The sequence below is a fragment of the Micromonospora sp. S4605 genome, assembly GCF_003176715.1.
Taxonomy (GTDB): Bacteria; Actinomycetota; Actinomycetes; order Mycobacteriales; family Micromonosporaceae; genus Micromonospora; species Micromonospora echinaurantiaca.
In genome coordinates this window covers 1-21,966 of the sequence record NZ_QGSW01000168.1, presented here as the reverse complement: position 1 = coordinate 21,966, position 21,966 = coordinate 1, and the positions used below count along the sequence as shown (strand labels likewise).

Sequence of the window (21,966 nt, the reverse complement as noted above, 5' to 3'; positions counted from 1 at the left end):
CCACGCCCGGGCCGGTAACGTGCAGCGGCATGAGTGGCGTGCCGTACTCCCACTGCTCCTACTGCGGGGCCGCCTACCCGGCGGAGGCCGGCTGGCCGCGGATCTGCGCGGTCTGCGGCCAGACGGTCTGGCGCAACCCGCTGCCCGTCGCGGTGGCGGTGCTGCCGGTCCGCACGGCCGCGGGTCTCGGTGTGGTCGTCGTACGCCGGGACATCGAGCCGGCCCGCGGGCTGCTCGCGCTGCCGGGCGGCTTCGTCGAGTACGGCGAGGAGTGGAACGACGCGCTGGTGCGGGAACTGCGCGAGGAGACGGGCCTGCTCGCCGACGCCGCCGACGCCCGGCTCTTCGCGGTGCACAGCGCCCCGGCCGGCGGCACCATGATGCTCTTCGGCGAACTGCCCGAGCGGCCGGCCGAGGAGTTGCCGCCGTCCGCGCCGACCGAGGAGGCGACCGAGTGGCTGGTGCTCACCGAGCCCACCGAGCTGGCGTTCTCCACGCACACCCGGGTGCTGGCCGACTTCCTGACCCGCCGCGCCGGCTGAGCCGCGCCCCCGCCGCCGGCGGTGACCGCGACGCTCAGTCGGTGCCGGTCAGGTAGCCGGCAGGGACCGCATCGGTGAGCCAGACCCCGTTCGCGCTGCGATAGAAGACGTGTCCGTCGCGGGCCATCGCCGCCGCGTCGATGGTGAGCACCACCACCGCCCCGGTACGCCGGGCGCCCACCCGCCGGGCGGTCTCGACGTCGGGCGACAGGTGGACGTGGTGCCGCCCGCCGCGGTGCAGGCCGGAGGCCCGGATCGACGCGACGGCAGCCGCCCCGGTGCCGTGGTAGAGCGTGTCCGGCGGCGGCAGGGGCACCAACCCGAGGTCGACCGGGATCGAGTGGCCCTGGCTGGCCCGGATCCGCTCCACCCCGTCCGGACCCCGCTCGAGCGCGAACCGCTGCTTGTCGTTGCCGGCCACCACCGCGTCGAGGTCGGCGCGGTCGATCCGCAGCGCGGCGAGGAACTCCCCGACCGGCACCCAGCCCGCCCCGTCGAGCGTGAGGCCGAACCGGCCGGGCTGGTGCCGCAACGCGAGCGACATCCGCTTGCTCAACCTGACCAGATCCGCGTGATCCACCCCGGCATTGTCACCCGAGCACGCCCCCCGGTCACGACCCGTCCCGGCGCAGGTCCTGCGAACGGCCCTGCTACCGGACGCTGAACGTGTCGCTCTTGACGAAGGCCAGGTCGATGGCGGGATCGGTGAAGGTGATCGCACCGGGCGACATGATCGGGACGCCGGCGGGCAACGGCAGGTCGGGAGCCAGCGTGATCGTGAAGCCGGGGAGTCGCCCGACGAAGCGGGTGGCGTAGAGCGCGACGTCACCGCGGGCCGTCACGGCGGCGAGCCGAATGGTCCGGTCCGGTGGGCCCGGCGGCCGCAGCACGACATCCTCGGTGACCGCCTCCTGCATGCTGAACTTCAACGCCGTGAGGGGGCCGTCGGCGGTGGGCAGTTGGACGATCCCTTCCAGCCGGAGCCCGCTCATGGTCACCGTGGAGCCGGTCAGCTTCGTGGGGATCGCCGCGACCAGCGGCTGCCCCGGATCGGCGCTGATCCACGGCAACGCCGTACCGGCGTCGCCGCCGGTCGCGCTCGGGACCGACTTCGGTCGGTCGCAGTCAGCCGGACGGACGCCGCGCGGACCGGACGACCCGGGCGGACTCCCCTGCGGCACGCCCGGGCTCGGGCAGGTAGGTCCGTCCCGCACCGTGGCCGGCACCGCGGACGCCCGCGCCGGGTTGAGCGCGGCGGGCGCCACGGCGGTCACGAGACCGAGCAGTCCGAGCAGCACCGCGACGGTCCTGCGGTCGGGCTTGCGCGGTGGGACGTCACCGGTTCGCCGGGCCGTCCCCGGCCCGCCGGGGTCCTCGTCGGCGGGCGCCCGCGAGACGACGCGCGGACCGCTGCCGTCCCGGCCCGACATCAGCTCGTCGACGACGGCCGGCCACTCCCGCTCGGCGCCGGTCCTGCACCGGGGGCCGGTCGGTCAGGGCCCGGCCCGGCCGCCGGATCGCGCCGCGTCGTCGCCTCGTCCGGTGACTCGTCCCGCGCAGCGTCGGGCGACCCGGCCCGCCCCTCCCCGGTCGACTCGGGTGCCGTCGCGTCGTCTTCGGGCTCCCCGCGTCCGGCCACGGGGGCGGGTTCCGGCGTCCACGCGTAGCCCAGGGCACTGCCCACAAGGCCGAGGATCAGACCGAAGAAGAAGCCGCCGAGGTTGACCCCGATCAGCGAGAAGAGGGCGGTGACCGCGGCGACCACGGCGTAGAGGGCCCGATGCTGCGGCTTGAACCACATCAGCAGCCCACAGGTCACCAGGATGGCGGGGATCAACCAGGAGAGGAAGCCGGTCGGCCCCGTCTGGAACGAGAGCCCGGCGAGCGACATCTGGGTGGTGCCGAAGATCTCGAGCCCGGCCAGGCCGGTGAGCAGGCCACCCCAGAAGGGCCGGGTCCGCCGCCAGTGGCGGAAACCGCCCCGTGCCCGGCGGAACCGGCCGGGCCGGGCCTGCTGGAGTTCGGCGTCTGTCACGCATCCTCCTGCCGGATGAGGAGTGGAGGGTGGGGAGGGCACGCGGAGAGCGTCCTGGCGGCCGGGTTGACCGGCTCAGAAGCATTCCTTGGCGGCCGGGCCGACGTTGACCTTCAGCCGCAGCCCGGTGAGGTTGAACGTCCCGGCCTGGGTGGAGCGGGCCACCTGACGCAGGTTCTTGATGTTCACCGCGTCGGCCTGTTGACCGAAGGCGCCCCGGGGACCCTTGGCACCGGGCGGGCCGCCCTCGAGGGTCGACGCGTCCTGCCCGATGTTGATGTTGGTGAACCTGACGTCGCCCTCGAGCGACTCGACGTCGAGCAGCAGGTCGCTCGCCGTGGCGGGCCGCCCGCCACCGCCGGCGGTGATGGTGAGCACCACGGGAGCCCCCGGCGCCTTCACCGACTGGCACAGGTCGAACAGCCGCGCGTCGCGGATACCGGTGACGGCCACCGGATGCTCCGTTCCGTCGACCTCTCTGGCGACCCCGCCGTACTGGACGAAGCCCTCCCCCTGCAACTCCGAGGCCGATACCTTGAACGTCTGCCCGGACACCGCGAACGAGGCCGCGATCGCGCCGTTGGCCATGCCGAAGACGATCCCGGCAGCGACAGCGCTCGCCGGCACCAGCATCGCGGCGAACCTTCGCCACCGGGTACGTCCCACGGGGTTACCGATCCGTTCCTGCACGATTGCTCCTCGGGTGGATGTCGCGCGGTCTTCCGGACGGATGTGGTGGTCGCGCACGGCGCCTGGCCACCTGTCGTCGGGCAGGGCGATGGGTTCCGGTGTGACGGCGCAAGTGCCGCCCATCACAGGGCCCGCCTCCTCGACGCTAACACAGAGTGGATTTCTCGGGGCTAATTTCTCACCGAGCGTAAGCTGTCCCTGATTTCGCCGGGTGGGGCCTTCGGAACGGTTCTCCGCTATCACCGGCGACACCTTCGCCCCGCAGGCCACGACTTCCGGCGATGTCCTGCGCCATCACCCGGGCGACATCGATGATGCCCCTAGCGGTTCCTCCTGCTCGGCGGCGCGCAAGGCGGTCGTGCAGGTTGCCGGAGGCCGGATCCGGCCCATCGTCCGATCCGGACCAGCAGCGCGAAGGGCGCGACACGCGCCGGAAGACCACCTTCGGTCCGCCGCAGGAGCCGTCGGACTTCGCCTGCTGCCGTTCGGACGGTCGGGCCATCCGGGAGCGCAGCCCACCTGCGGGAGACGTCGGGGCGAAGAGAGCGCGGGCGGCAGGCCCGGAAGGCAAGACAGGGAGACGCATTCCGGCTGGGGAGCTTCGTGATGGTCAGCGTGAACGCTCCGCTCCGGACCGATCTCGAAAGGTCACTCCATGTTCGCACGCAGGGCGTACCATCTCATCCCCGCGCTGGCGATGGCGCTGGGTGTGTCCGCCGTGGCCGTGGCACCCGCGTCACCTCCGGTCGCTGCGCCCGCCGAGGCCTGCACGAAGAACCCGAGAAGCAAGAGCGGCCGGGAGGACGACGCCGTCGTCGAGAAGTTCATGGTGGCCGCCGCCCATCCGCTCGCGGCCGAGGCCGGTTGCAAGATCATACTCAAGGGCGGCAGCGCCGCGGACGCCGCCGTGTCCGTTCAGGCGGTCCTCGCTGTCGTGGAGCCGCACGCCTCCGGGCTCGCCGGCGGCACGCTCATCAACCACTGGGACAAGGACAAGCGGGACATCCGGTTCTTCGACGGCATGTCCAGAGCGCCGCGGAACGTGACCGAGAATGTGCGGACGCCCACCGCGCAGGAGGCCGAGGATCTCGGCACTGATCGCTTCCCGAACGACGCCTCGGCGACCGGACGCGCGTTCGGCGTTCCCGGCACCCTGCGGGTGCTCGCGGAGGTGCACGAGTTGTACGGCAAACTCCCGTGGAACCAGCTGTTCGACGACGCCATCAGGTTGGCCAAGGACGGGTTCCCGATGTCCCCGAACCTGCACGACGGTTTCGAGGAGCGTTTCAACGGGCGGAAGCGCTGCAACTACCCCGACCTGCGCCCCCGCTACTGCAACGGCGACGAGCCCAAGCCGGTGGGCAGCACCCTCTACAACCCCGAGATCGCCGAGGTGCTGCGGCTGGTGCGGGACGGGGGCGCGGAGGCGTTCTACGACCCCAACGGCGAGATCGCCCCGACCATCGCCAAGCACGCGGCGAAGGGCCCGATCAAGCTCAAGGGCAACACGGCAGGCCCGGTGGTGATCCCCTCCCTGATCACCCCGCAGGACTTCGCCGACTACACCCCGATGGAGCGCACCGAGATCTGCCGGAAGCCGTTCGGCGTCTCGGTGTGCACCTCACCGCCCCCCGCGTTCGGCGGAGTGACGGTCCTGGAAGAGCTCGGCCTGCTCGAACGCGGCGACGTGAAGAAGACCGACCCGGGCTCGGCCACCCGAATCCATCTGTCGCTGGAGGCCAGCCGATTGGCGAATCTCGACCGTCGCGCCTACATCGGTGACCCGGACTATCACGGCGTGCCCGTGGACGGTCTCCTCGACGACAAGTATCTCGACGACCGTTTCTCCCTCTTCTCCCGCGATCGGGCGGTCCGACCGGTCGAACCGGGTGACCCGCCGGGAGTGCGACCCGAACCTCCGGTGGTGGGCGACGAACCTGCCACGGTGGATGTCGGCGACCCGACGAGCAACGTGAGCATCGTCGACGCCGAGGGCAACGCCGTCTCCATGACGACCACCAACAACAGTCACTTCGGGTCGCACCTGGAAGTCCAGGGGATGATTCTCAACAACGCGTTGAACAACTTCACGGACACCGCGTCGGTCTCACCCGGAAAGCCGGTCAACGTCATGCAGCCGGGGAAGCGGCCCACGGCCTCGATGGCGCCGACCCTCGTACTGGACGGTGCGGGTAAGGAACTGAAGCTGGTGGTGGGCGCTGCCGGCGGCTCCCACATCCCTGACTACGTGGTCCAGACCATCGTGGGAGTGATCGTCGACGGCATGACCCCGGCAGAGGCGATCAACCAGGGCCATTACAGCGGACAGGACATCACCCGCGACTGTGACGGGGAACGGGATGCGCCGTCGGCCATCGAAGCGAACCGGAGAGTGGCCCTACGGATGCCGAGCCTCGTCGAGCGTCGGCACCCTTGTCCCCGGCTCATCGCGCTCGACAGCGGCCTCACGGCGATCGAGATTCGCGGCAAGCAGCTGCTCGGCGCGGCTGACCCACGCCGGGACGGCACCGCCACCGGGGGCTGACGCCCCGCCGGCCAGCCGGCCCCGGCACCGCGCCGGCGGTTGGCGGAGACCGGGCCGTTCCGCCCGACTGCCGTGGCGAACGGGCCTGCACGCGGTTTCATCTCGGCAGGGTGAGGCTGCCTCACCCAGCCGAGTTCCACGATCGGGTCATACCGCCCCATCCACCGCATGGCGGGGTCCGGCAGAGGTTCGAGGCATGCCCAGGTTCGTCCCGGTGAGGTGATGCTGGCTCACCCCGTCGAGTCCGATGATCGATTCGACCGTGCAACTTCCGGTGTTCACGGAAGGGAAGGGGTCGCCATGAACAGAAGGAGCGAAGGCGAACAGCCTGCGCCTGACCGGGACACAGAGCAGAAGAGCTTTCGTGGCCAGGCTCCCGTGGCGGGGAAGCCGGCCGAACTGCCGCCGGAGGAGATGGTCACCTGGCGGCGGCGCGCCCTGGAGCAGCAGCTACCGGCTGCCGGGTTTCCAGCGGGTTCCGGGACACCCTCGCTGGTCTACCTCTGGGCGACGATGTTCCTGGCGGCGGCCATCGTGCTGGGGTTCGCCCTCAACCACCAGCGGGGCGTGCCCCCCGCGGTGGTGGATTCGCAACGGGACAACGTGTCGAAGGTCGCCACCAGCACGCGAATGACCATCCAGCACTCGGTGGAGGAGCTCGACCAGCGGGTCTCCACCCGGGCACCCGGGACGCCGGACCCCGAACTGCTGAAACAGGCGGTGGGCGACGGAGCCACCTGGAACGGGGCCACGATCATGGAAACCGCCAGCCGTCGCCCGCTGGCGACCCAGGGGCAGCAGCTGCCGCTCGAGCAACTGCCGCCGACGCTGCCCGCGAACGTCTTCCCGGTCACCACGGACCACGGGCCGGCGCTGGTCCGCAGCATCACGCTGGACCAGTCGCGGACGTTGCTGGCGATGCAACCGGTCAACGTGGACGAGTTGCGGCTCAATCCCAAGGCCCGCCAGGGCGTCTTCGTGCTCACGCCGGACGGCAAGAGCACCCTGATGCAGGGAGTCAGTGCCGTCGACGAGGTCCATCTGCCGGTGGTCTTCGGCGAGCTGGCCCAGTCGGACTCCAGCGAGGGCCACCCGATCAGGGTGACCGAGTGGCAGGACCGCCAGTTGGTCGTCTCGTCCGCTCCGGTGGGGAACACCGGGATGACGCTGGCGACGCTGATCGTCGCCGAGGAGGAGGGCGGCACCTCCGCGGTCCGCGGTCTCCTGCTCGGCCTGACCCTGTTGGCGCTGGCGGTGCCGACATTCCTGCTGATGCGGCTGGCGCTGGTCCGTCCCGTGCGCTCGCTGCTCGAGCAGGCCAAGGCCAACGCCTCAGGCGCCGCCCCGGCCAAGCGACATCCGCTGCGGATCGCGGAGGCGCACCGCATCGCCCAGGCGCTGGCTTTCACGTCCGGTGACACCTCGTCGACCAGCGGCTCGCGCACCCGGTGGCGGTGGCGGTGGCGGCCGACCGTGACGCAGGCCCTGGCCGCGGCCACGGTCGTCGCTCTGCTCTGGCCGGCGGCGGCCGCGGCGACCGCCCTCGGCGCGCCCAAGCCGGCGATCCCCGAGCAGCTCGTCAAGGACGAGGAGAGCCGGGCCGAGGCGGCGAGCACGATGATGGGTAAGGCGCTCAACAACGGGCTGCAGACGGTGATCCGCGTCTCGCAGACCGCCGAATCGAGCGACCCGGCGCAGCTGACGCCCCTGCTCAAGCACGAGCTGGCCGACAAGCAGCGGTTCCGCAGCCTCTACCTGATGGATTCGAGCGGATCGGTGATCAGCTCGGCCGGGCGCGACCCGCTGCGGAAGGAGCCGCTGCGGGGCGAGGCCGGCATCGACCTGGACGACAAGACCGCCCGCGTCCCGGTGGTCTACGCCTTCCGGGTCGGCGCCAACGGCGTGGCGACGGTGGGTGAGTACAACATCGACTACCTGCTGGAGATGCTGCGCGAGGTGGACGGTCAGGCCCGGATCGTGGACGAGAATCTGCGCACGGTCTTCGATTCGGAGGGCTTCCGCGCCTTCCAGGAGCTGGAGGGCAGCGCCCGTGGCGCCGCGGCCGAGGCACTGAAGGGCGGCACCGTGGGGCGGGCCGAGACGCCTGGGGGCGGTGCGGCGCTGATCGCCGCCGCCGGCTTGAACAAGCCCAACACGGTTGCTCCGCTGAAGTGGTCCCTGGTCGTGGAGCAGGACCTGGCCGGACTGCGGCTGCCGCAGAGCGACGGACGCCGGTGGACGCTGCTGGTCGCCGGCGCCGCGACCGGTGTGGTGCTGCTCAGTCAGGTGTGGCAGTACTACGTCTTCGCCCGGCCGCTGCGGCGGCTGGCGACCGAAGCCGACCGGATCCGCGACGGCTCGGTCGAGACGCCGATCCCGCCGCAACGGCACGACGACATCGGAGAACTGGCCATGTGTCTGGAGGTCTGCCGTCAGGCCCGGCACACCGGCACGGATCGGTTGGGCGGTGTGACGCGGCTGCGCGGCACGGAGGACGACCCGACCGTGGTGCTCCCCGAGGTGCCGCCGCCAGCCGGTCCGGGGCCGGTCGCCCCGCCGACCGTCTATCGCGGCGGTCAGCACTCTGCCGGCCGAGACGAAGGGGATTGACGTGGCATATCTATACGTCGTATTCGTCCTTTGCTGCCTGGCTCTGCTCGGCGCCGGGATCGTCGAGCACCGCAACCACGACCGCAACCTGGACAAGATCCCGGACCGCGTGCTGGTCAACGGCATTCGCGGCAAGAGCTCCATCACCCGGCTCTGTGCCGGCGCCCTGCGCGGCGGCGGCCGAACGGTGGTGGCCAAGACCACCGGCACCGCCGCCCGGTTCATCTTCCCGGACGCCAGTGAAGAGCCGGTGCACCGGAAGTTCGGCATCGCGAACGTGGTGGAGCAGATCGGGATCGTGCGGCGGGCCGCCGTCTACCACCCCGACGCCCTGGTCATGGAGTGCATGGCGGTGATGCCGGCGTTGCAGGAGGTCAACCAGAGCAAGCTGATCCGGTCGAACATCGGGGTGCTGTGCAACGTACGCGAGGACCATCTCACCGAGATGGGCCCCACCCTGGACGATGTGGCCCGGTCGCTGAGCCGGTCCATGCCGGTGGGTGGCGTCTGCATCACCGCCGAGCGGGAACGGCTGGCGATCCTGCAAGAGGAGGCCGAGCGGCGCGACTGCCGTCTCATCGCGGTCGATCCCGATTCGGTGACCGACCGCGAGATGGACGGGTTCGGGTGGATCACGTTCAAGGAGAACGTCGCCATCGCGCTGGCCGTGGCCGAGCAACTGGGCGTCGACCGGCACAGCGCGCTGCGGGGCATGTGGGAGGCCCCGCCCGATCCCGGTGTGCTGTCCGTGGCGCGGGTGATGCACGGCAGCAAGCGGATGCGGTTCGCCAACGTCTTCGCCGCCAACGATCCCGAGTCCACCTTCATGAACATCCAGCAGCTGGAGAATCAGCACCTCATCACCCGTCCGCTGACGATGGTGGTCAACTGCCGGCCGGACCGGATCGAGCGCAACGGTCAGATGGGTGAACTCAGCGGCCGGGTGCGACCGGAGAAGATCGTGCTCATCGGCGAGGTGACCAAGAGCGCGCGGACGAGCGTGCCGCCGGAACTTCAGGACCGGGTGGTCGACATCGGCGGCAAGCTCGCCCCTGACCGCCTGCTGGAGGGCGTGATGGCGGAGACGCCGGCGGACTCGTCGATCGTCGCCGTGGGGAACATCCACGGGCAGGGCGAGGTCCTGATCCACAAGCTGGCGGAACTGCCGGGCTGGACCTGCGAGGACGGGTCTCCTGCGGCCTCCACGCTTCGTACGCCGACCGGAGAAAGGATTCAGCGATGACCTTCGGCGGAGAACTCAGCGCCCAACTGGCCACCGCGAGCCTCGGGATCGGCCTGGTGTTCGCGCTGCTGTGCTATCTGACCACGAACCTCTCGCCGGGCGGCATGATCACGCCCGGGTGGATCGCCCTGACCCTCATCGAGGACCAGCTGCAGGCAGTGATCATCGCTGGGATGACGGTGCTCACCTACCTGCTCACCCTGCTGATGCAACGGGTGGTGATCCTCTACGGCAAGCGGCTGTTCGCGGCGATCGTGCTACTCAGCGTCCTGTTGCAGCTGACCCTGTTCGTCATCGTCCAACGTGACCTTCCGCTGCTGTTCGCCCACCAGACGCTGGGCTTCGTCATCCCTGGGCTCATCGCGTACCAGCTCGTTCGGCAGCCGCCGAAGGCCACCATCATGGCGACCGTCATCGTGACCGCCATCACCTTCGGGGTCGCGTACAGCGGCGTCGTGGCCGGCTTCGTGCCGGTGACCTGACCGCAGCCCAGAGCCGAGTCGCGAAAGGAGACGCGGGCATGAAGTACTGGACGTACCTGCGCAGACGGACCGTACTTCTGACTACCGGCGTGTTCGCCCTGCTGCTCGCCGTCGGCGCGGGCACCTACGCGCTGGTGCTGCCGTCGCCGGCGGACCAGACGGAGATCACCCTGGGCACGGGCAAGCCGTCCCAGGGCCCGACCCGCGGCACGTCCGGGTACACCTACCAGCGCCTGACCGAGCCTGATCGTACGGAGATCACCGACTCGTCGGGCGAACCCGTCGCGACCATGACCGACGGCGCGCGGACCGTGCAGATCTACGGTCCGCTCCGGACGTTCGAGGAACCGCGCTTCACCGCCGCCAAGGTCGAGACCAACGTCTGGGTCCGGCTCGCACCGCAGGCGTGGCGGGCGGGCGCCGAACAGGAGCAGTGGTTCATCGACTGGCTCGAGGGGGTGCGCAACGACCGCTCGCCCGACGTGCTGGCGATCGCCTTCGAATATGTCGACGGCGCCCCCGCGAAGAAGGACAACCAGGGACAGCAGTATTCCGGCGACGCGTCGTTCGGGCCACCGGACCCCCTGGACCCCGACGGCCGTCAGGAGCGCTCCGACTTCTACGACTACCTGCAAATGCCGTGGACGTTCCCCGACGGCAAGAACGAGATGCCCGAGCCAGAGCGGGAGCTGGCCCTGGACTGTTCCGGGTATCTGCGGATGGTCTACGGTCACCGGCTCGGATTTCCGCTGCTCGGCACCAACAACCCCGGTGACGGGCTGCCGCGCCGCGCCTACGCGATGGCCGAGGTGGGCCCCGGTGTCGCACTGACGCGGAACACCGGTCAGCGAGCCCGCGGCATCGACCGCCTACTCCCCGGCGACCTGCTGTTCTTCAACGCCCAGCCGGTACCGAGTCGGCAGATCGACCATTCCGGCATCTACCTCGGCCTCGATGACAGCGGTCACCACCGGTTCATCTCCAGCCGTTCGCAGACCGACGGTCCGACGATGGGAGACCTGTCCGGTGAACCCATCCTCGACGGCATGGGTTACTGGCCGGACCGGTGGCGCGCCGCCCGCCGGATCTGAGCCGCCCATCGGGCAGCAGCGGGGCCTCGGCCACGGGCCCCCGCCGCCGGTCGGCACGCCGCTCGGCAGTTCACCCGCGGCCGGTCGGGGATCGCACAGCGATGCCCGACCGGCCGCGCTGGCTGTTGGCAGGTGGTTGAGCGGCGCACCGCGCAGCTGGTCGGCCGCCTGCTGTTCGCTACCCGACCCGGCCAGGCCGGCACGCCGCGGCTGCCTGACGGGCCGCTCAGCCGTCAGCGTGCGCCGTGGGCGAGCCTGCACCCCCGGGCGGGTTCGCCGGCAGCTCCGGGCACCCTGCCGGGCCGCCCGCCCGGAGACGCCGGCGGCTGATTCCGGTCGCCAGCCGGACACTCTGTCGTCGGACGTGCCACAGGGGTCGGGCGGCATGCCGGGCAGGTCGCCGTCCGCGCTGGCGCCAATCGCCGGCTGGGAGCGGTCCCGGAGGCTGCCGGGGCCATGCGGACGCGTCGGCCGACCGTCGGGGCCCGAGGTGGAGGAGGAGTGTAGTACCAACCGCGCCGGCCTGCGGGCGTTTTCACGAACCCGGGCCGGGTAATCGTCTGGCGAGAGAGCCGGGAAGCCAATCGAGAGCCCGGGAACCGGGAGCGTCCGGAAACAGCGACCTCCGGCGTACCGCGGGCGTTCTGCTACCTGCGGTGCTTGCGCTTCCGATCCCAGCGGCATCAACCCCGATGGGAGCTTCACGATGAACTCGATCTTCCGCAAGAGCGCGCTGTCGGTTGCCGGTCTGCTGATGACCGGTGGAGCCGTCGCCGTTCCGGCGATCGCCGCCGAGACCGCGCCAGCTAAACCGGCCGTCGCGGTGCAGGCGGAGGAGCCCCCTGGTCAGGACAAGAAGGTGCTCGACCACGATTACCAGCGGCAGCCGAACTCGTACTACTGCGCTCCGGCGGCGACCCGGATCGCCCTGTCCACGCAGGGCAAGACCCCGAGTCAGCGCGAGGTGGCGGAGAAGCTCGGCACCACCAAGGCCGGTACCCAGTCGGCCGACGACACCACCCGCGTGCTCAATGAGATGACCGGCGGCGGCTACGAGACCACCGAGATCGACGGCCCCACCGCCCAGCCGGCACAGGTCGATGAGCTGCGCGCCGACGTGGTCGAGGCGGTCGACGGCAAGCGGGGCGTGGTGGCCAACACCATGGGCACCGCCGTCGACACCGAGGGCCGGCGACACTCGTTCCCGGGCGGACACTACGTGACGATCATCGGTTACCGCGACAACGGTGAGGTGGTGCAGATCGCCGACCCGTACGACCAGCGGAAGCACTACTGGATGAGCGACGACAAGGTGGCCACCTGGATCGCTGAACGCGGCTACTCCAGCTGACGCAGCGTCTCATGGTCGTGGCCCGGGCTCCCGGCGGGAGCCCGGGCCACGGCTTTCCCGCGCCCGACGCTGGGCGCCCCAGCCGTCCGTCGTCAGGCGGCGGTGCGGTCCGCGGTCGGGCGGCGCCGGCGGGCCGGATCGGTCAGCGCCGGCGGGCGCCAGACGCCGTCGGGGGCGTACAGGTTGGTGCCGGGCGGGACGATCTCGTCGATCCGGTCCAGGATGGCGTCGTCGAGGGTCAGGGTGGCGCCGGCGAGCAGCCCGTCCAACTGGTCCATGGTGCGCGGGCCGATGATCGTCGAGGTGACGCCCGGGTGCGCGACGGTGAACGCCACCGCCAGTTCCGGCAGCGTCCGGCCGAGACCGGCGGCCAGCTCCACGAGCTGCTCGACCGCGCGGTACTTGGCTTCGTTGCCGGGCAGCGCCGGGTCGAAACGGGCCGGGGTCAGCGCCGGGCGACCCGCCGTCAGGTCCACCGGCCGGCCCTCCCGGTAGCGGCCGGAGAGGAAGCCGGAGGCGAGCGGGCTCCAGACCAGCACCCCCATGCCGTACCGCTGACAGACCGGCAGCACGTCGGCCTCGATGCCCCGGGCCAGGATCGAGTACGGCGGCTGCTCGGTGCGGAACCGCCCGAGACCCCGCCGCTCGGCGACGTGGTGCGCCTCGACGATCTCCTCCGCCGGGAAGGTGGAGCAGCCGAACGCCCGGATGGTGCCGGCCCGGAGCAGGTCACTGAGCACGCCGAGAGTCTCCTCGACGTCAGTGGTGTGGTCGGGACGGTGGACCTGGTAGAGGTCGATCCAGTCGGTGCCCAGCCGGCGCAGGCTGTCGTGCACCGCCCGCAGGATCCAGCGGCGCGAGTCGCCGCCCCGGTTGGGCCCCTCGCCCATCGGGAAGTGCACCTTGGTGGCGAGCACCACGTCGTCCCGCCGGCCCCGCAGCGCCCGGCCGACGATCCGCTCGCTCTCCCCGGCCGAGTACATGTCCGCGGTGTCGACCAGGTTGATCCCCCGGTCGAGCGCGGCGCGGATGATCCGGACGCAGTCGTCGTGGTCGGGGTTGCCGACCGCGCCGAACATCATCGTGCCGAGGGCGTGGACGCTGACCTCGATGCCGGTGCCGCCCAGTACCCGGTAACGCATGGTGGTGCTCCTCGCGGTGTCCGCCCCGGCGGCGGATCCGCCGGCGGCGCCGCCCACGCTAGGAATTCGAGTGCGCTCGAGGTCAACACCGGGCGGTGCCGCCGTGACGCCCGATCGCCGGACGTACCGGCCCGCGCCTGCCCGCGCCGCCGACTGAGCGGACGTGCCCCGGCCGTGCTGGCCGGTCACCGGGGCACGGCGTCGCCGGCCTGCGGGGAGCCGGCCAGGTAGCCGCTGGCCTGCAGGTCGAACAGCTCGCGGTAGAGACCGTCGGCGGCCATCAGCTCGTCGTGGGTGCCGTGCTGGACCAACCGCCCCTGGTCGAGCACGAAGATCTGGTCGGCGTGCCGGACGTTGGCGAGCCGGTGGGTGATCAGGACGACGGCCCGGTCCGGGTGCCGGCGCAGGTGCTGGAAGAGCGCGTGCTCGGCCCGGGCGTCGAGGGAGGCGGACGGCTCGTCGCAGATCAGCAGCGCGGCGTCGCGGTAGAGCCCCCGCGCGGCGACCAGCCGCTGCCACTGCCCGCCGGACAGGTCGTGGCCGTTCTTGAACTCGCGGTCCAGCAGCGTGTCGTAGCCGTACGGCAGGTTGTCGATCACCTCGTCGGCGGCGGCGGCCCGGGCGGCCTCCCGCACGCTCGGCCCGGACCGACCGGGCGCCCGGTCGTGGCGGCCGATGCGGATGTTCTGCCCGGCGGTGAACGGGAACCGCCACCAATCCTGGGTCATCACCGCCACGTGCTCGCCGACCGCCCGCGGGTCGAGGTCGGCGGTGTCCACCCCGTCCCACCTGATGACGCCCCCGGTCGGCCGGTAGAGGCCGGCGATCAGCTTGGCCAGGGTCGTCTTGCCCGAGCCGTTCTCGCCGACCAGCGCGATCACCTGACCCCGGCGCAGGGTGAGGCTCACCTCGTCGACGGCCGGCTGCTCGGTGTCCGGATAGCGCAGGCTGACCCGGTCGAGCTCGATCACGTCGAAGCCGCCGACGGCCCGCCCGCCGGTGGCCGGCATCCGGCCCCGGGCGCGCTCCAGGAAGTCGCGGTAGTCCTGGTAGTAGAGGGCGTCCTCGTAGAGCGAGTTGGTGGCGAGGACCGCGACGCCGAGGCTGGTCCGCGCGGACTGGATGGCCAGCAGCGCGGTGGCCGCCGCGGCGAGCGCGACCAGCCCGCCGAGCAGCAGCGCGCCGAGGACGGCGTAGACCCCGAACGCGGCGAACCCGGCGACGCTCGCGCCGGCCACCCGGGTGCCGGTCTGCGACCGGACCAGGCGCAGCTGGGCGCGGGTCTCGACGGCCATCACCCGGCGATACTCGGCGATCAGGAACCCGCGCATCTGGTAGGCGCGCACCTCGGCCGCGGTGCGCCGGTTGGCCATCAGGTGCGCCAGCATCCACATCCGCCGGCGGCGGGTGATCCGCGCCAGCATGGCCAGGTACTGCCGGCGGGCCACCCGGACCGCGGTGACCGCCTCCGGCACCGCCGCGAGCAGCAGGCAGGGCAGCAGGATCGGCTGGATCACCGCGACCGCCACCGCGGTGGCGACCATCCCGACCACCCCGGTGACCAGGTTGACCGTGTGGTCCACGATGTACGCCGCCTCGGCCATCCCCCGCTCCCGGGCCCGGTCCATCTCCTCGGCGAAACCGGCGTCGTCGAACGCGGCGAGGTCGACCGCCGTGGTGGCCTCGAACAGGCGCAGCTCCACCTCGTAGTTGATCTGCGGGGTGAGCCGGGCCTGGGCCCAGCCGGCCGCGATCATCAAGCCGCCCCGGGCGGAGACCGCCGCGGCGGCCAGGACCAGCGCCGGCAGTGCCGCGCGCACCCGGTCCGGGGTGGGGCCGGCGGCGAACAGCTCGCGCAGCACGCTGGTCGTGGCGAGCAGCCCGAACGTGGTCATCACCCCGGCGGCGACGTTCAGCCCGATGGAGGCGATCGTGTCCCGGCGACTGGTGGCCCAGGCCAGCGCCACCGCCTCCCGCACCAGCCGGGGCAGCCGGCGGGCCACCGCGCGGAAGCTGGTGTGCGCGAACGCGGTGGCGTGGTGCATCCAGGCGGAGTCCTCCAGCTCCGGCAGGACCGGGCCGGTGACGGTGTCGTCGGTCGGTTCGGCCGGCGGGTCGTCCGGCTCGGACGGGTGGCGCTGGCGGGCCATCGACTCCACGGACCCTCCCCGGGCGGACGCGGGTGAACCGGACGCCGCCCGAGACTACCGACAGCGACCAGGCCGTGTCGTGGCGTGAACGGCGTGTCGAACTCCCGTGCCAACGGCGTGTCGGCCAGGCCGCGTCAGGGCACCGGCTCCGGTCCGGCCGCCGGGGCGACGGTCAGCGGCAGCAGCACCCGGAAGGTGGTGGCGCCGGGGGTCGACTCGACCCGGATGTCGCCGTGGTGCTTGTGGACCACGATCCGGTACGAGATGTCCAACCCCAGGCCGGTGCCGGAGCCGACCGGCTTGGTGGTGAAGAACGGCTCGAAGATGCGCGGCCGCACGTCCGGCGGGATGCCCGGCCCGGTGTCGGCGATCTCCACCGCGAGCAGGTCGCCGTCCCGCCCGGTCCGGACGGTCAGCGTGCCCTGCTCCCCCATCGCGCCGAGCGCGTTGTCGATCAGGTTGGTCCAGACCTGGTTGAGCTCCGCCGCGTACGCCGGCACCGGCGGGAGGCCCCGGTCGTACTCCTTGACCAGCCGGACCCCGGCGGGCAGCTTGCCCTTGAACATCACCACGGTGGCGTCGAGCAGGTCGTGCACGTCGACCACCTGGTACGGCGCCCGGTCCAGCTGCGAGTACTGCTTGGCCGCGCCGACCAGGCCGGAGATCCGGGTGACCGCGTCGCCGATCTCCCGCATCAGCAGCTCGGTCTCGACCGTGTAGGTCAACCACCGGACGGCGGCCGCCAGGTCCGCCGCGCCCACCGCCGCCCGCACCCGGGCCAGCCACTCCTCGTCCAGCCCGCCGGCGACCAGCGTCGGCGCCAGGTCCCAGCCGGCGTCGATCCGCTGCTCCGCCAGCCAGTCGGCCAGGGCGTCCTCGGCGTCCGCGGCGGCCATCGGGCTCAGCTGCGGCGCGGCGGCCACCCGGGCGACCGCCTCCTCCTGGAGTTCCACCAGCGTGTGCAGCGCCCGCCCGTCCAGCCGCCCGTCGGCGATCATCGCGAGCTTGTGCCGCATCCCGGCCACCCGGTCGCGCAGCACCGAGGTGGCCCGGACCGCCGCGGCGGCCGGGTTGTTCAGCTCGTGGGTCAGCCCCGCCGACAGGGAACCCAGCGCCAGCAACCGTTCCCGCTCGCCGACGATGGTCTGGGCGTTCCGCATCCCGATGAAGAGCCCTTCCAGCAGGTGCATCGCCATCGGGAACCAGGAGCGCACGGCGTACGCGAAGCTCTCCGCGGGGAGCACGAAGAACTCCGCCTCGTCGACCGCCCGCAACGTGTTGCGGTAGACCTGCTCGGCCTCGTCGTCGAGGTACGCCTGGGTCGCCCCGCCGTACACCCCGCGCTGGCCGGTCCGGGTCACCTCCACCTCGTCGCCGTGCACCCGCCGGCTCAGCGCCACCGCCCCGCGGAGCAGGACGAAGAAGCAGGTCGCCGGCTCGCCCTCGGCGTAGACCACGGTGCCGGCGGCGCGCTGCTCCACCCGGCCGTGCTCGGCCAGCCACCCGAGCTGCCCGTCGTCGAGCGCCTCGAACAGGAACAGGGTGCGCAGCTCGTCGGGGGTCAGCCGGTCGGTCGGGGTGGTCACTGCGCCTCCAGGTAGCGGTGCACCAGCGAGACCGCCATCGCCCCCTCGCCGACGGCGGAGGCGACCCGTTTCACCGACTCGGCCCGGACGTCGCCGGCGGCGAAGACGCCCGCAGGCTGGTCTCCAGGTGGTACGGGTCCCGTGACAGCGCCCAGCCGGCCGGCCGCCGGCCGTCGGTGACCAGGTCGGGCCCGGTGACCACGAAACCCCGCCGGTCCCGGACCAGCACCCCGTCCAGCCACTCGGTGCGCGGCTCCGCGCCGATGAAGATGAACAGCCAGGACGCGTCCACGGTGCGGGTCTCGCCGCTGCGCGTGTCGCAGAGGGTGAGCTGTTCCAGGTGGCCGCTGCCGGATCCGCCGGCCACCACGGTGTGCGGGTGCACGACGATGTTGTCGATCCGGTCGAGCTGGTCGATCAGGTATCGCGACATCGAGGCGGTGAGGTCGGCACCGCGAATCAGCAGGTGCACCCGCGCGGCGTACCGGGCGAAGTGCACCGCGGCCTGGCCGGCCGAGTTGGCCCCACCCACGATGTAGACGTCCTGCGCCGCGCAGCTCGGCGCCTCGGTGGCGGTGGAGCCGTAGAAGACGCCCTGCCCGGTGAACTCGGCCAGCCCGGGGGCGTCGAGCACCCGGTAGGACACGCCGGTGGCCAGCACCACGGTGTGCGCGGCGATCTCGGTGCCGTCGCCGAAGCGCAGCAGCCGGGCCGAGCCGGCCTCGGCCAACCCCACCACCTCCCGCGTGCTGAGCAGCTCGGCGCCGAACTTCAACGCCTGCCGGCGGGCCCGGTCGGTGAGCTGCGCGCCGGAGACCCCGTCGGGAAAGCCCAGGTAGTTCTCGATCCGGCTGCTCTGCCCGGCCTGCCCGCCGGTGGCCCGGCGTTCGACCAGCACGGTGCGCAGCCCCTCGGAGGCGCCGTACACCGCCGCGCCGAGGCCGGCCGGGCCGCCGCCGACCACCACCAGGTCATAGAAGTCGGCAGCGGGCACCACGGTGAGCCCGGCCAGCCCGGCCAGCTCCGCCTCGGTCGGGGCGACCAATGCCTTGCCCTCACCGGTGACCACCAGCGGCAGGTCCGCCTCGGTCGCCCCGGCCGCGGCGAGCAGCCGGACGCCCTCCGGGTCGTCGGCCAGCAGCCAGCGGAACGGTACCAGGTTGCGGGCGAGGAAGTCGCGCACCGTGAACGACGGGGCCGACCAGCGGTGCCCGACCACCCGGATCTCGGTCGCCGTGGCGTCCGGGCTGGCCGCCCACGCCTGCAGCAGCGTGTCCACCACCGGGTACAGCTTCTCCTCCGGCGGATGCCACGGCTTGAGCAGGTAGTGGTCCAGGTCGACGAGGTTGATCGCGTCGATCGCGGCGTCGGTGTCCGCGTACGCGGTGAGCAGCACCCGGCGGGCGGCCGGGAACAGGTCCATCGCGGCCTCGAGGAACTCGATGCCGTTCATCTCCGGCATCCGGTAGTCGGCCAGCAGCACGGCCACCTGCTCGCCACGGAGTTTGATCTCCCGCAGCGCGGTCAACCCGTCCGCGCCGGAGGCCGCCCGGACCACCCGGTACCGGTCGCCGTAGCGGCGGCGCAGGTCGCGGGCGACCGCGCGGGACACCGCCGGGTCGTCGTCGATGCTCAGGATCACCGGGTTCGCCATGGCGTGATCCAACCACCCGCCGACCGGGCGGCGCACCACCGCCAGGGCGGGGACGGTCGGCCGCGTCGCGCGGCGGCACGGTTGACCTGCCCCGGGACGGGTAGACGGTGCCGGCGCCAGGTGGCCGGCGGCACCGGCCGGAGACGTCTCGGGGGGCCGATGTCCGATGGACCGGCGACGTCGTACGACGTCGTGGAGCTGCGGGTGCACGGGGTGTCCGGCGCGGGCGCGGACCAGGTGCTGGACCGCCCGAACGTGACGCAGGTGGCCGGGGACCGCAGCGGCGGCTTCTTCCGGCCGCGCCCCGGCTACCCGGACACCCGGGGGTCGGCCGGCGTGGTGCTGGAGGCGTACCGCTGGAGCGACCTGCCCTCGGGCACCGCGACCCGGACGCTGTCGCTGGTCTTCCTGCTCCCCTTCATGCTCTGCAACGTGGCGATCTGGATGCGTCCGGGCGGCCGGGGTCGCAGCGAACTGGTGATCAAGGCGCTGTGCCGGGTGCTGGCGCTGTCGCTGACCGCCCTGTACGTGCTCTCCATCGTCGGGGTGGCGCTGGACCTGGTCGCCTGGCGGTGCCTGGCGTCGCCGCAGTGCCTCGCCGAGCGCTCCTGGCTGTCCTGGTTGGGCGGCCGGCCGGTGGGGCTTCGGCTGGCCGTGCTCTCGATCGTCCCGATCGCCGCGATCGGCCTGGTCTGGCGGCTCGGCGCCCGCCCGGGTCGCAACTTCGACGCGTTCCGGGCGCCGCACGCCACCACCGCCGTGCACCACCAGCTCAGCGCCGTGGGCCAGTGGGACGCCGCGCCGCTGGTCGGGCGGCTGCGGTCGATCCATGTCGCGGTCGCGCTCGGAACGCTGGACGCCGCCCTGCTCACCGCGCGGGCCCGGTCGGACGCCTCCACGGCCACCGTCACGCTCGCGGCGGCCACCGGCGCGGTGCTGGTGGCCTGTCTCGTGCTGGTCTGCACGCACGCGCTGATCGACCAGGCCGACGTGGGCCGGCGGGTCGACCGGGCGGCCCGAGGGCTGCGGTTCACCGCCGGCGGGCTGACCGTGCTGGTGCTCGGCATGGTGGCGGCGCAGCCGACGCGCTGGCCCGCCACGGTAGGCCTGCCCGGGCACGGCGAGATGGTCGCGTCCCTGCTGGTCGTCCAGACCGTCCTGCTGGCCGGGCTCGGGGCGGTGGTGCTGTGGCTGCGGGTCCGCCGCCGCCACCGGCCTGGCGGTGGCGTTCTCCGCCGAGTTGGTCTACCGGGTGGCGGACTTCCTCGACCGCAACGAGCCGACCGCGGACCGGGTGCAACTGAGCCCGCCGCTGATATACAAGTGGGCGATCTTCGGCTTCTTCCTCGCGGTGCTGGCCATGCTGCTCGCCGCCGCGCTGGTCACCGTGGTCACCCGGCGCGGCCGGCTGCGCACGGCCGCGGCGAGCGTCGCGCGGGACTTTCCCGACGCCCCGCCCGAGGCCGCGGCCCGGCTGCGGCAGGTCACCCGGACGATCGCGCGGGCCCGGTTCACCGAGCGGTTGGAACCGCTCGCCGCGGTGTACGCCTGCCTGGCCGCGCTCGGCATGGCCACCAGCGTCCTCGGGCTGCTCGACATCCATCCGGGCGACGCCGTCCAGCGGTATCTCGGGGTGCCGGCCGACATGGTCAACTTCGGCATCGGCATCGGCAGCTACGTGGTCGCGGGCGTGCTGCTCGTCCTGGTGCTGGGCGGCATCTTCGCCTACCGGACGGCCGAGTTCCGCCGCTACATCGGCGTGGTGTGGGACCTGGGCACCTTCTGGCCACGGGCGGCCCACCCGTTCGCGCCGCCCTGCTACGCCGAGCGGGCCGTGCCGGAGCTGAGCCGGCGGATCACCTACCTCGCCGAGAGCGGCGTCGGGGTGCTGCTGGCCGGGCACAGTCACGGCTCGGTGCTGCTGGCCGCGACCGTGCTCCAGCTACCGTCGCACGTCAGCGACCGGGTGGCGCTGCTGACGTACGGGTCGCCGCTGCGCCGGCTCTACACCCGGCTCTTCCCCGCGTACGTCAACGCGGACGCGCTGCGCGAGGTGGGCGACCGGGTGGGCTGGCGGTGGGTGAACCTGTGGCGCGACACCGACCAGATCGGCAGCTGGATCTTCTCCCCGCACCGCCCCGGCGAGCCGCCGGCCGTGCCCGGGCCGGCGGGCACGGTCGACCGGCGGCTGCGTGACCCGTGGGACGTGGTGCCCCCGCCCAGCGACAGCGTCCCGCCGCCGATCCTCGGGCACTGGCCCGGGGAGTCCGACGAACGCTTCGCCGAGGCGGTCCGGGAACTGGCCGAGCGGCTGCGCCGGCAGGCGTACCGCTGACCGCCGGGATCCCGGCGGCCCGGGCGGGCCGGGTGCGCCCGGCGGTCAGACCCGCCCGGCCGGCACGGCGGCGGTCACCTCCACCTCGATCAGCGCGTCGGGCAGGAAGAGCCGGCTCACCTCCACCGTCGTGCTGGCCGGCGGCGGAACGGCGGTGAAGAGCCGGCGCCGGACCACGGCGTAGCCGGGCAGGTCGCCGAGGTCGGTGAGGAACGTCCGGATGTGCAGCACGTCGGCCAGGGTCGCGCCGTGGGCGGCCAGCACCCCGCCGACGATCTCGAAGATCCGTTCGGACTGCGCGACGATGTCGCCCGCCCCGACCACCGCACCGGCGTCGTCGACGGCCACCTGGCCGGCGAGCACGAGCAGGGCGCCGCCGCCGGGCAGGTCGAGGCGGGCCAGGTGGGCGAAACGGTCGCCGAACGGGGCGGCGACGGTGCTCGGGTTGTCGAGGGTGAGCTTCACAGGTACTCCCGGGTGACGAGGGTGGCGATGTCGGCGGTGGGGTCG

General features: G+C 72.4%; 18 protein-coding genes. 8 read left to right on the top strand and 10 right to left on the bottom strand.

Going from position 1 to position 21,966, the window contains the following annotated elements:
• The first annotated feature begins 29 nt into the window (after positions 1-29).
• A complete protein-coding gene (locus DLJ47_RS12400; RefSeq protein WP_109900180.1) occupies positions 30-542 on the top strand; it encodes an NUDIX domain-containing protein in 513 nt (170 codons plus the stop codon).
• 34 nt (positions 543-576) lie between these two features.
• On the opposite strand, the gene DLJ47_RS12395 is transcribed toward DLJ47_RS12400, so the two are convergent.
• The 4 genes from DLJ47_RS12395 to DLJ47_RS12385 all read right to left on the bottom strand — a co-directional run bounded on the left by DLJ47_RS12395 (position 577) and on the right by DLJ47_RS12385 (position 3,267).
• Positions 577-1,122, bottom strand: coding sequence for an RNA 2'-phosphotransferase (locus tag DLJ47_RS12395; protein ID WP_109900179.1), 546 nt, complete (start codon positions 1,120-1,122; stop codon positions 577-579).
• Between the two features lie 70 nt (positions 1,123-1,192).
• Positions 1,193-1,840, bottom strand: coding sequence for a hypothetical protein (locus DLJ47_RS36830; RefSeq protein ID WP_233257801.1), 648 nt, complete (start codon positions 1,838-1,840; stop codon positions 1,193-1,195).
• Positions 1,841-1,971: 131 nt separating this feature from the next.
• On the bottom strand, positions 1,972-2,577 hold the full coding sequence (locus DLJ47_RS36825) for a DUF6114 domain-containing protein (RefSeq protein ID WP_446723554.1): 606 nt from the start codon (positions 2,575-2,577) through the stop codon (positions 1,972-1,974).
• Positions 2,578-2,652: 75 nt separating this feature from the next.
• The gene (locus DLJ47_RS12385) at positions 2,653-3,267 is read right to left on the bottom strand and encodes a DUF6230 family protein (RefSeq protein WP_109900178.1); all 615 of its coding nucleotides are present in this window, start codon (positions 3,265-3,267) and stop codon (positions 2,653-2,655) included.
• A gap of 655 nt (positions 3,268-3,922) precedes the next feature.
• Here DLJ47_RS12385 and DLJ47_RS12380 point away from each other — a divergent pair.
• The 6 genes from DLJ47_RS12380 to DLJ47_RS12355 all read left to right on the top strand — a co-directional run bounded on the left by DLJ47_RS12380 (position 3,923) and on the right by DLJ47_RS12355 (position 12,589).
• Positions 3,923-5,812, top strand: coding sequence for a gamma-glutamyltransferase family protein (locus tag DLJ47_RS12380; RefSeq protein ID WP_109900177.1), 1,890 nt, complete (start codon positions 3,923-3,925; stop codon positions 5,810-5,812).
• A 378-nt stretch (positions 5,813-6,190) separates the two neighbouring features.
• Positions 6,191-8,422 carry a HAMP domain-containing protein gene (locus DLJ47_RS12375; protein WP_233257800.1) on the top strand — a complete coding sequence of 744 codons (2,232 nt, stop codon included), beginning with the start codon at positions 6,191-6,193 and terminating at the stop codon, positions 8,420-8,422.
• 1 nt (position 8,423) lies between these two features.
• Entirely contained in the window at positions 8,424-9,665 is a 1,242-nt protein-coding gene (pgsB, locus tag DLJ47_RS12370) for a poly-gamma-glutamate synthase PgsB (protein ID WP_109900175.1), read from the top strand.
• A complete protein-coding gene (locus DLJ47_RS12365; RefSeq protein ID WP_088993458.1) occupies positions 9,662-10,147 on the top strand; it encodes a poly-gamma-glutamate biosynthesis protein PgsC/CapC in 486 nt (161 codons plus the stop codon). Before pgsB ends, DLJ47_RS12365 begins: the two co-directional genes overlap by 4 nt.
• Positions 10,148-10,185: 38 nt before the next feature.
• Positions 10,186-11,238 carry a C40 family peptidase gene (locus DLJ47_RS12360; RefSeq protein ID WP_109900174.1) on the top strand — a complete coding sequence of 351 codons (1,053 nt, stop codon included), beginning with the start codon at positions 10,186-10,188 and terminating at the stop codon, positions 11,236-11,238.
• A 706-nt stretch (positions 11,239-11,944) separates the two neighbouring features.
• On the top strand, positions 11,945-12,589 hold the full coding sequence (locus tag DLJ47_RS12355; RefSeq protein WP_109900173.1) for a C39 family peptidase: 645 nt from the start codon (positions 11,945-11,947) through the stop codon (positions 12,587-12,589).
• Between the two features lie 92 nt (positions 12,590-12,681).
• Here the strand turns inward: DLJ47_RS12355 and DLJ47_RS12350 are convergent, their stop codons facing one another.
• The 5 genes from DLJ47_RS12350 to DLJ47_RS36820 form a co-directional block, all read right to left on the bottom strand.
• The gene (locus tag DLJ47_RS12350; RefSeq protein WP_109900189.1) at positions 12,682-13,731 is read right to left on the bottom strand and encodes an aldo/keto reductase; all 1,050 of its coding nucleotides are present in this window, start codon (positions 13,729-13,731) and stop codon (positions 12,682-12,684) included.
• A gap of 185 nt (positions 13,732-13,916) precedes the next feature.
• The gene (locus DLJ47_RS12345) at positions 13,917-15,881 is read right to left on the bottom strand and encodes an ABC transporter ATP-binding protein (protein WP_109900188.1); all 1,965 of its coding nucleotides are present in this window, start codon (positions 15,879-15,881) and stop codon (positions 13,917-13,919) included.
• A gap of 134 nt (positions 15,882-16,015) precedes the next feature.
• Entirely contained in the window at positions 16,016-17,467 is a 1,452-nt protein-coding gene (locus tag DLJ47_RS12340; protein ID WP_109900172.1) for an ATP-binding protein, read from the bottom strand.
• 70 nt (positions 17,468-17,537) lie between these two features.
• Positions 17,538-19,121 carry an FAD-dependent oxidoreductase gene (locus DLJ47_RS12335; RefSeq protein WP_233257799.1) on the bottom strand — a complete coding sequence of 528 codons (1,584 nt, stop codon included), beginning with the start codon at positions 19,119-19,121 and terminating at the stop codon, positions 17,538-17,540.
• A gap of 308 nt (positions 19,122-19,429) precedes the next feature.
• Positions 19,430-20,221, bottom strand: coding sequence for a hypothetical protein (locus DLJ47_RS36820; RefSeq protein ID WP_233257798.1), 792 nt, complete (start codon positions 20,219-20,221; stop codon positions 19,430-19,432).
• A 122-nt stretch (positions 20,222-20,343) separates the two neighbouring features.
• Here DLJ47_RS36820 and DLJ47_RS36815 point away from each other — a divergent pair, with 122 nt between their 5' ends.
• The gene (locus DLJ47_RS36815) at positions 20,344-21,456 is read left to right on the top strand and encodes a hypothetical protein (protein ID WP_233257797.1); all 1,113 of its coding nucleotides are present in this window, start codon (positions 20,344-20,346) and stop codon (positions 21,454-21,456) included.
• A gap of 45 nt (positions 21,457-21,501) precedes the next feature.
• On the opposite strand, the gene DLJ47_RS12325 is transcribed toward DLJ47_RS36815, so the two are convergent.
• Positions 21,502-21,921, bottom strand: coding sequence for a RidA family protein (locus DLJ47_RS12325; RefSeq protein ID WP_109900171.1), 420 nt, complete (start codon positions 21,919-21,921; stop codon positions 21,502-21,504).
• Positions 21,922-21,966: the final 45 nt, after the last annotated feature.

Excerpts from the sequence above, each read along its gene's own strand:
- DLJ47_RS12360 (WP_109900174.1), top strand. The coding sequence starts at position 10,186 with ATGAAGTACTGGACGTACCTGCGCAGACGGACCGTACTTCTGACTACC.
- DLJ47_RS12380 (WP_109900177.1), top strand. The coding sequence starts at position 3,923 with ATGTTCGCACGCAGGGCGTACCATCTCATCCCCGCGCTGGCGATGGCG.
- DLJ47_RS12355 (WP_109900173.1), top strand. The coding sequence starts at position 11,945 with ATGAACTCGATCTTCCGCAAGAGCGCGCTGTCGGTTGCCGGTCTGCTG.
- DLJ47_RS12365 (WP_088993458.1), top strand. The coding sequence starts at position 9,662 with ATGACCTTCGGCGGAGAACTCAGCGCCCAACTGGCCACCGCGAGCCTC.
- DLJ47_RS12400 (WP_109900180.1), top strand. The coding sequence starts at position 30 with ATGAGTGGCGTGCCGTACTCCCACTGCTCCTACTGCGGGGCCGCCTAC.
- DLJ47_RS12345 (WP_109900188.1), bottom strand. The coding sequence starts at position 15,881 with ATGGCCCGCCAGCGCCACCCGTCCGAGCCGGACGACCCGCCGGCCGAA.
- DLJ47_RS12350 (WP_109900189.1), bottom strand. The coding sequence starts at position 13,731 with ATGCGTTACCGGGTACTGGGCGGCACCGGCATCGAGGTCAGCGTCCAC.
- DLJ47_RS12335 (WP_233257799.1), bottom strand. The coding sequence starts at position 19,121 with ATGGCGAACCCGGTGATCCTGAGCATCGACGACGACCCGGCGGTGTCC.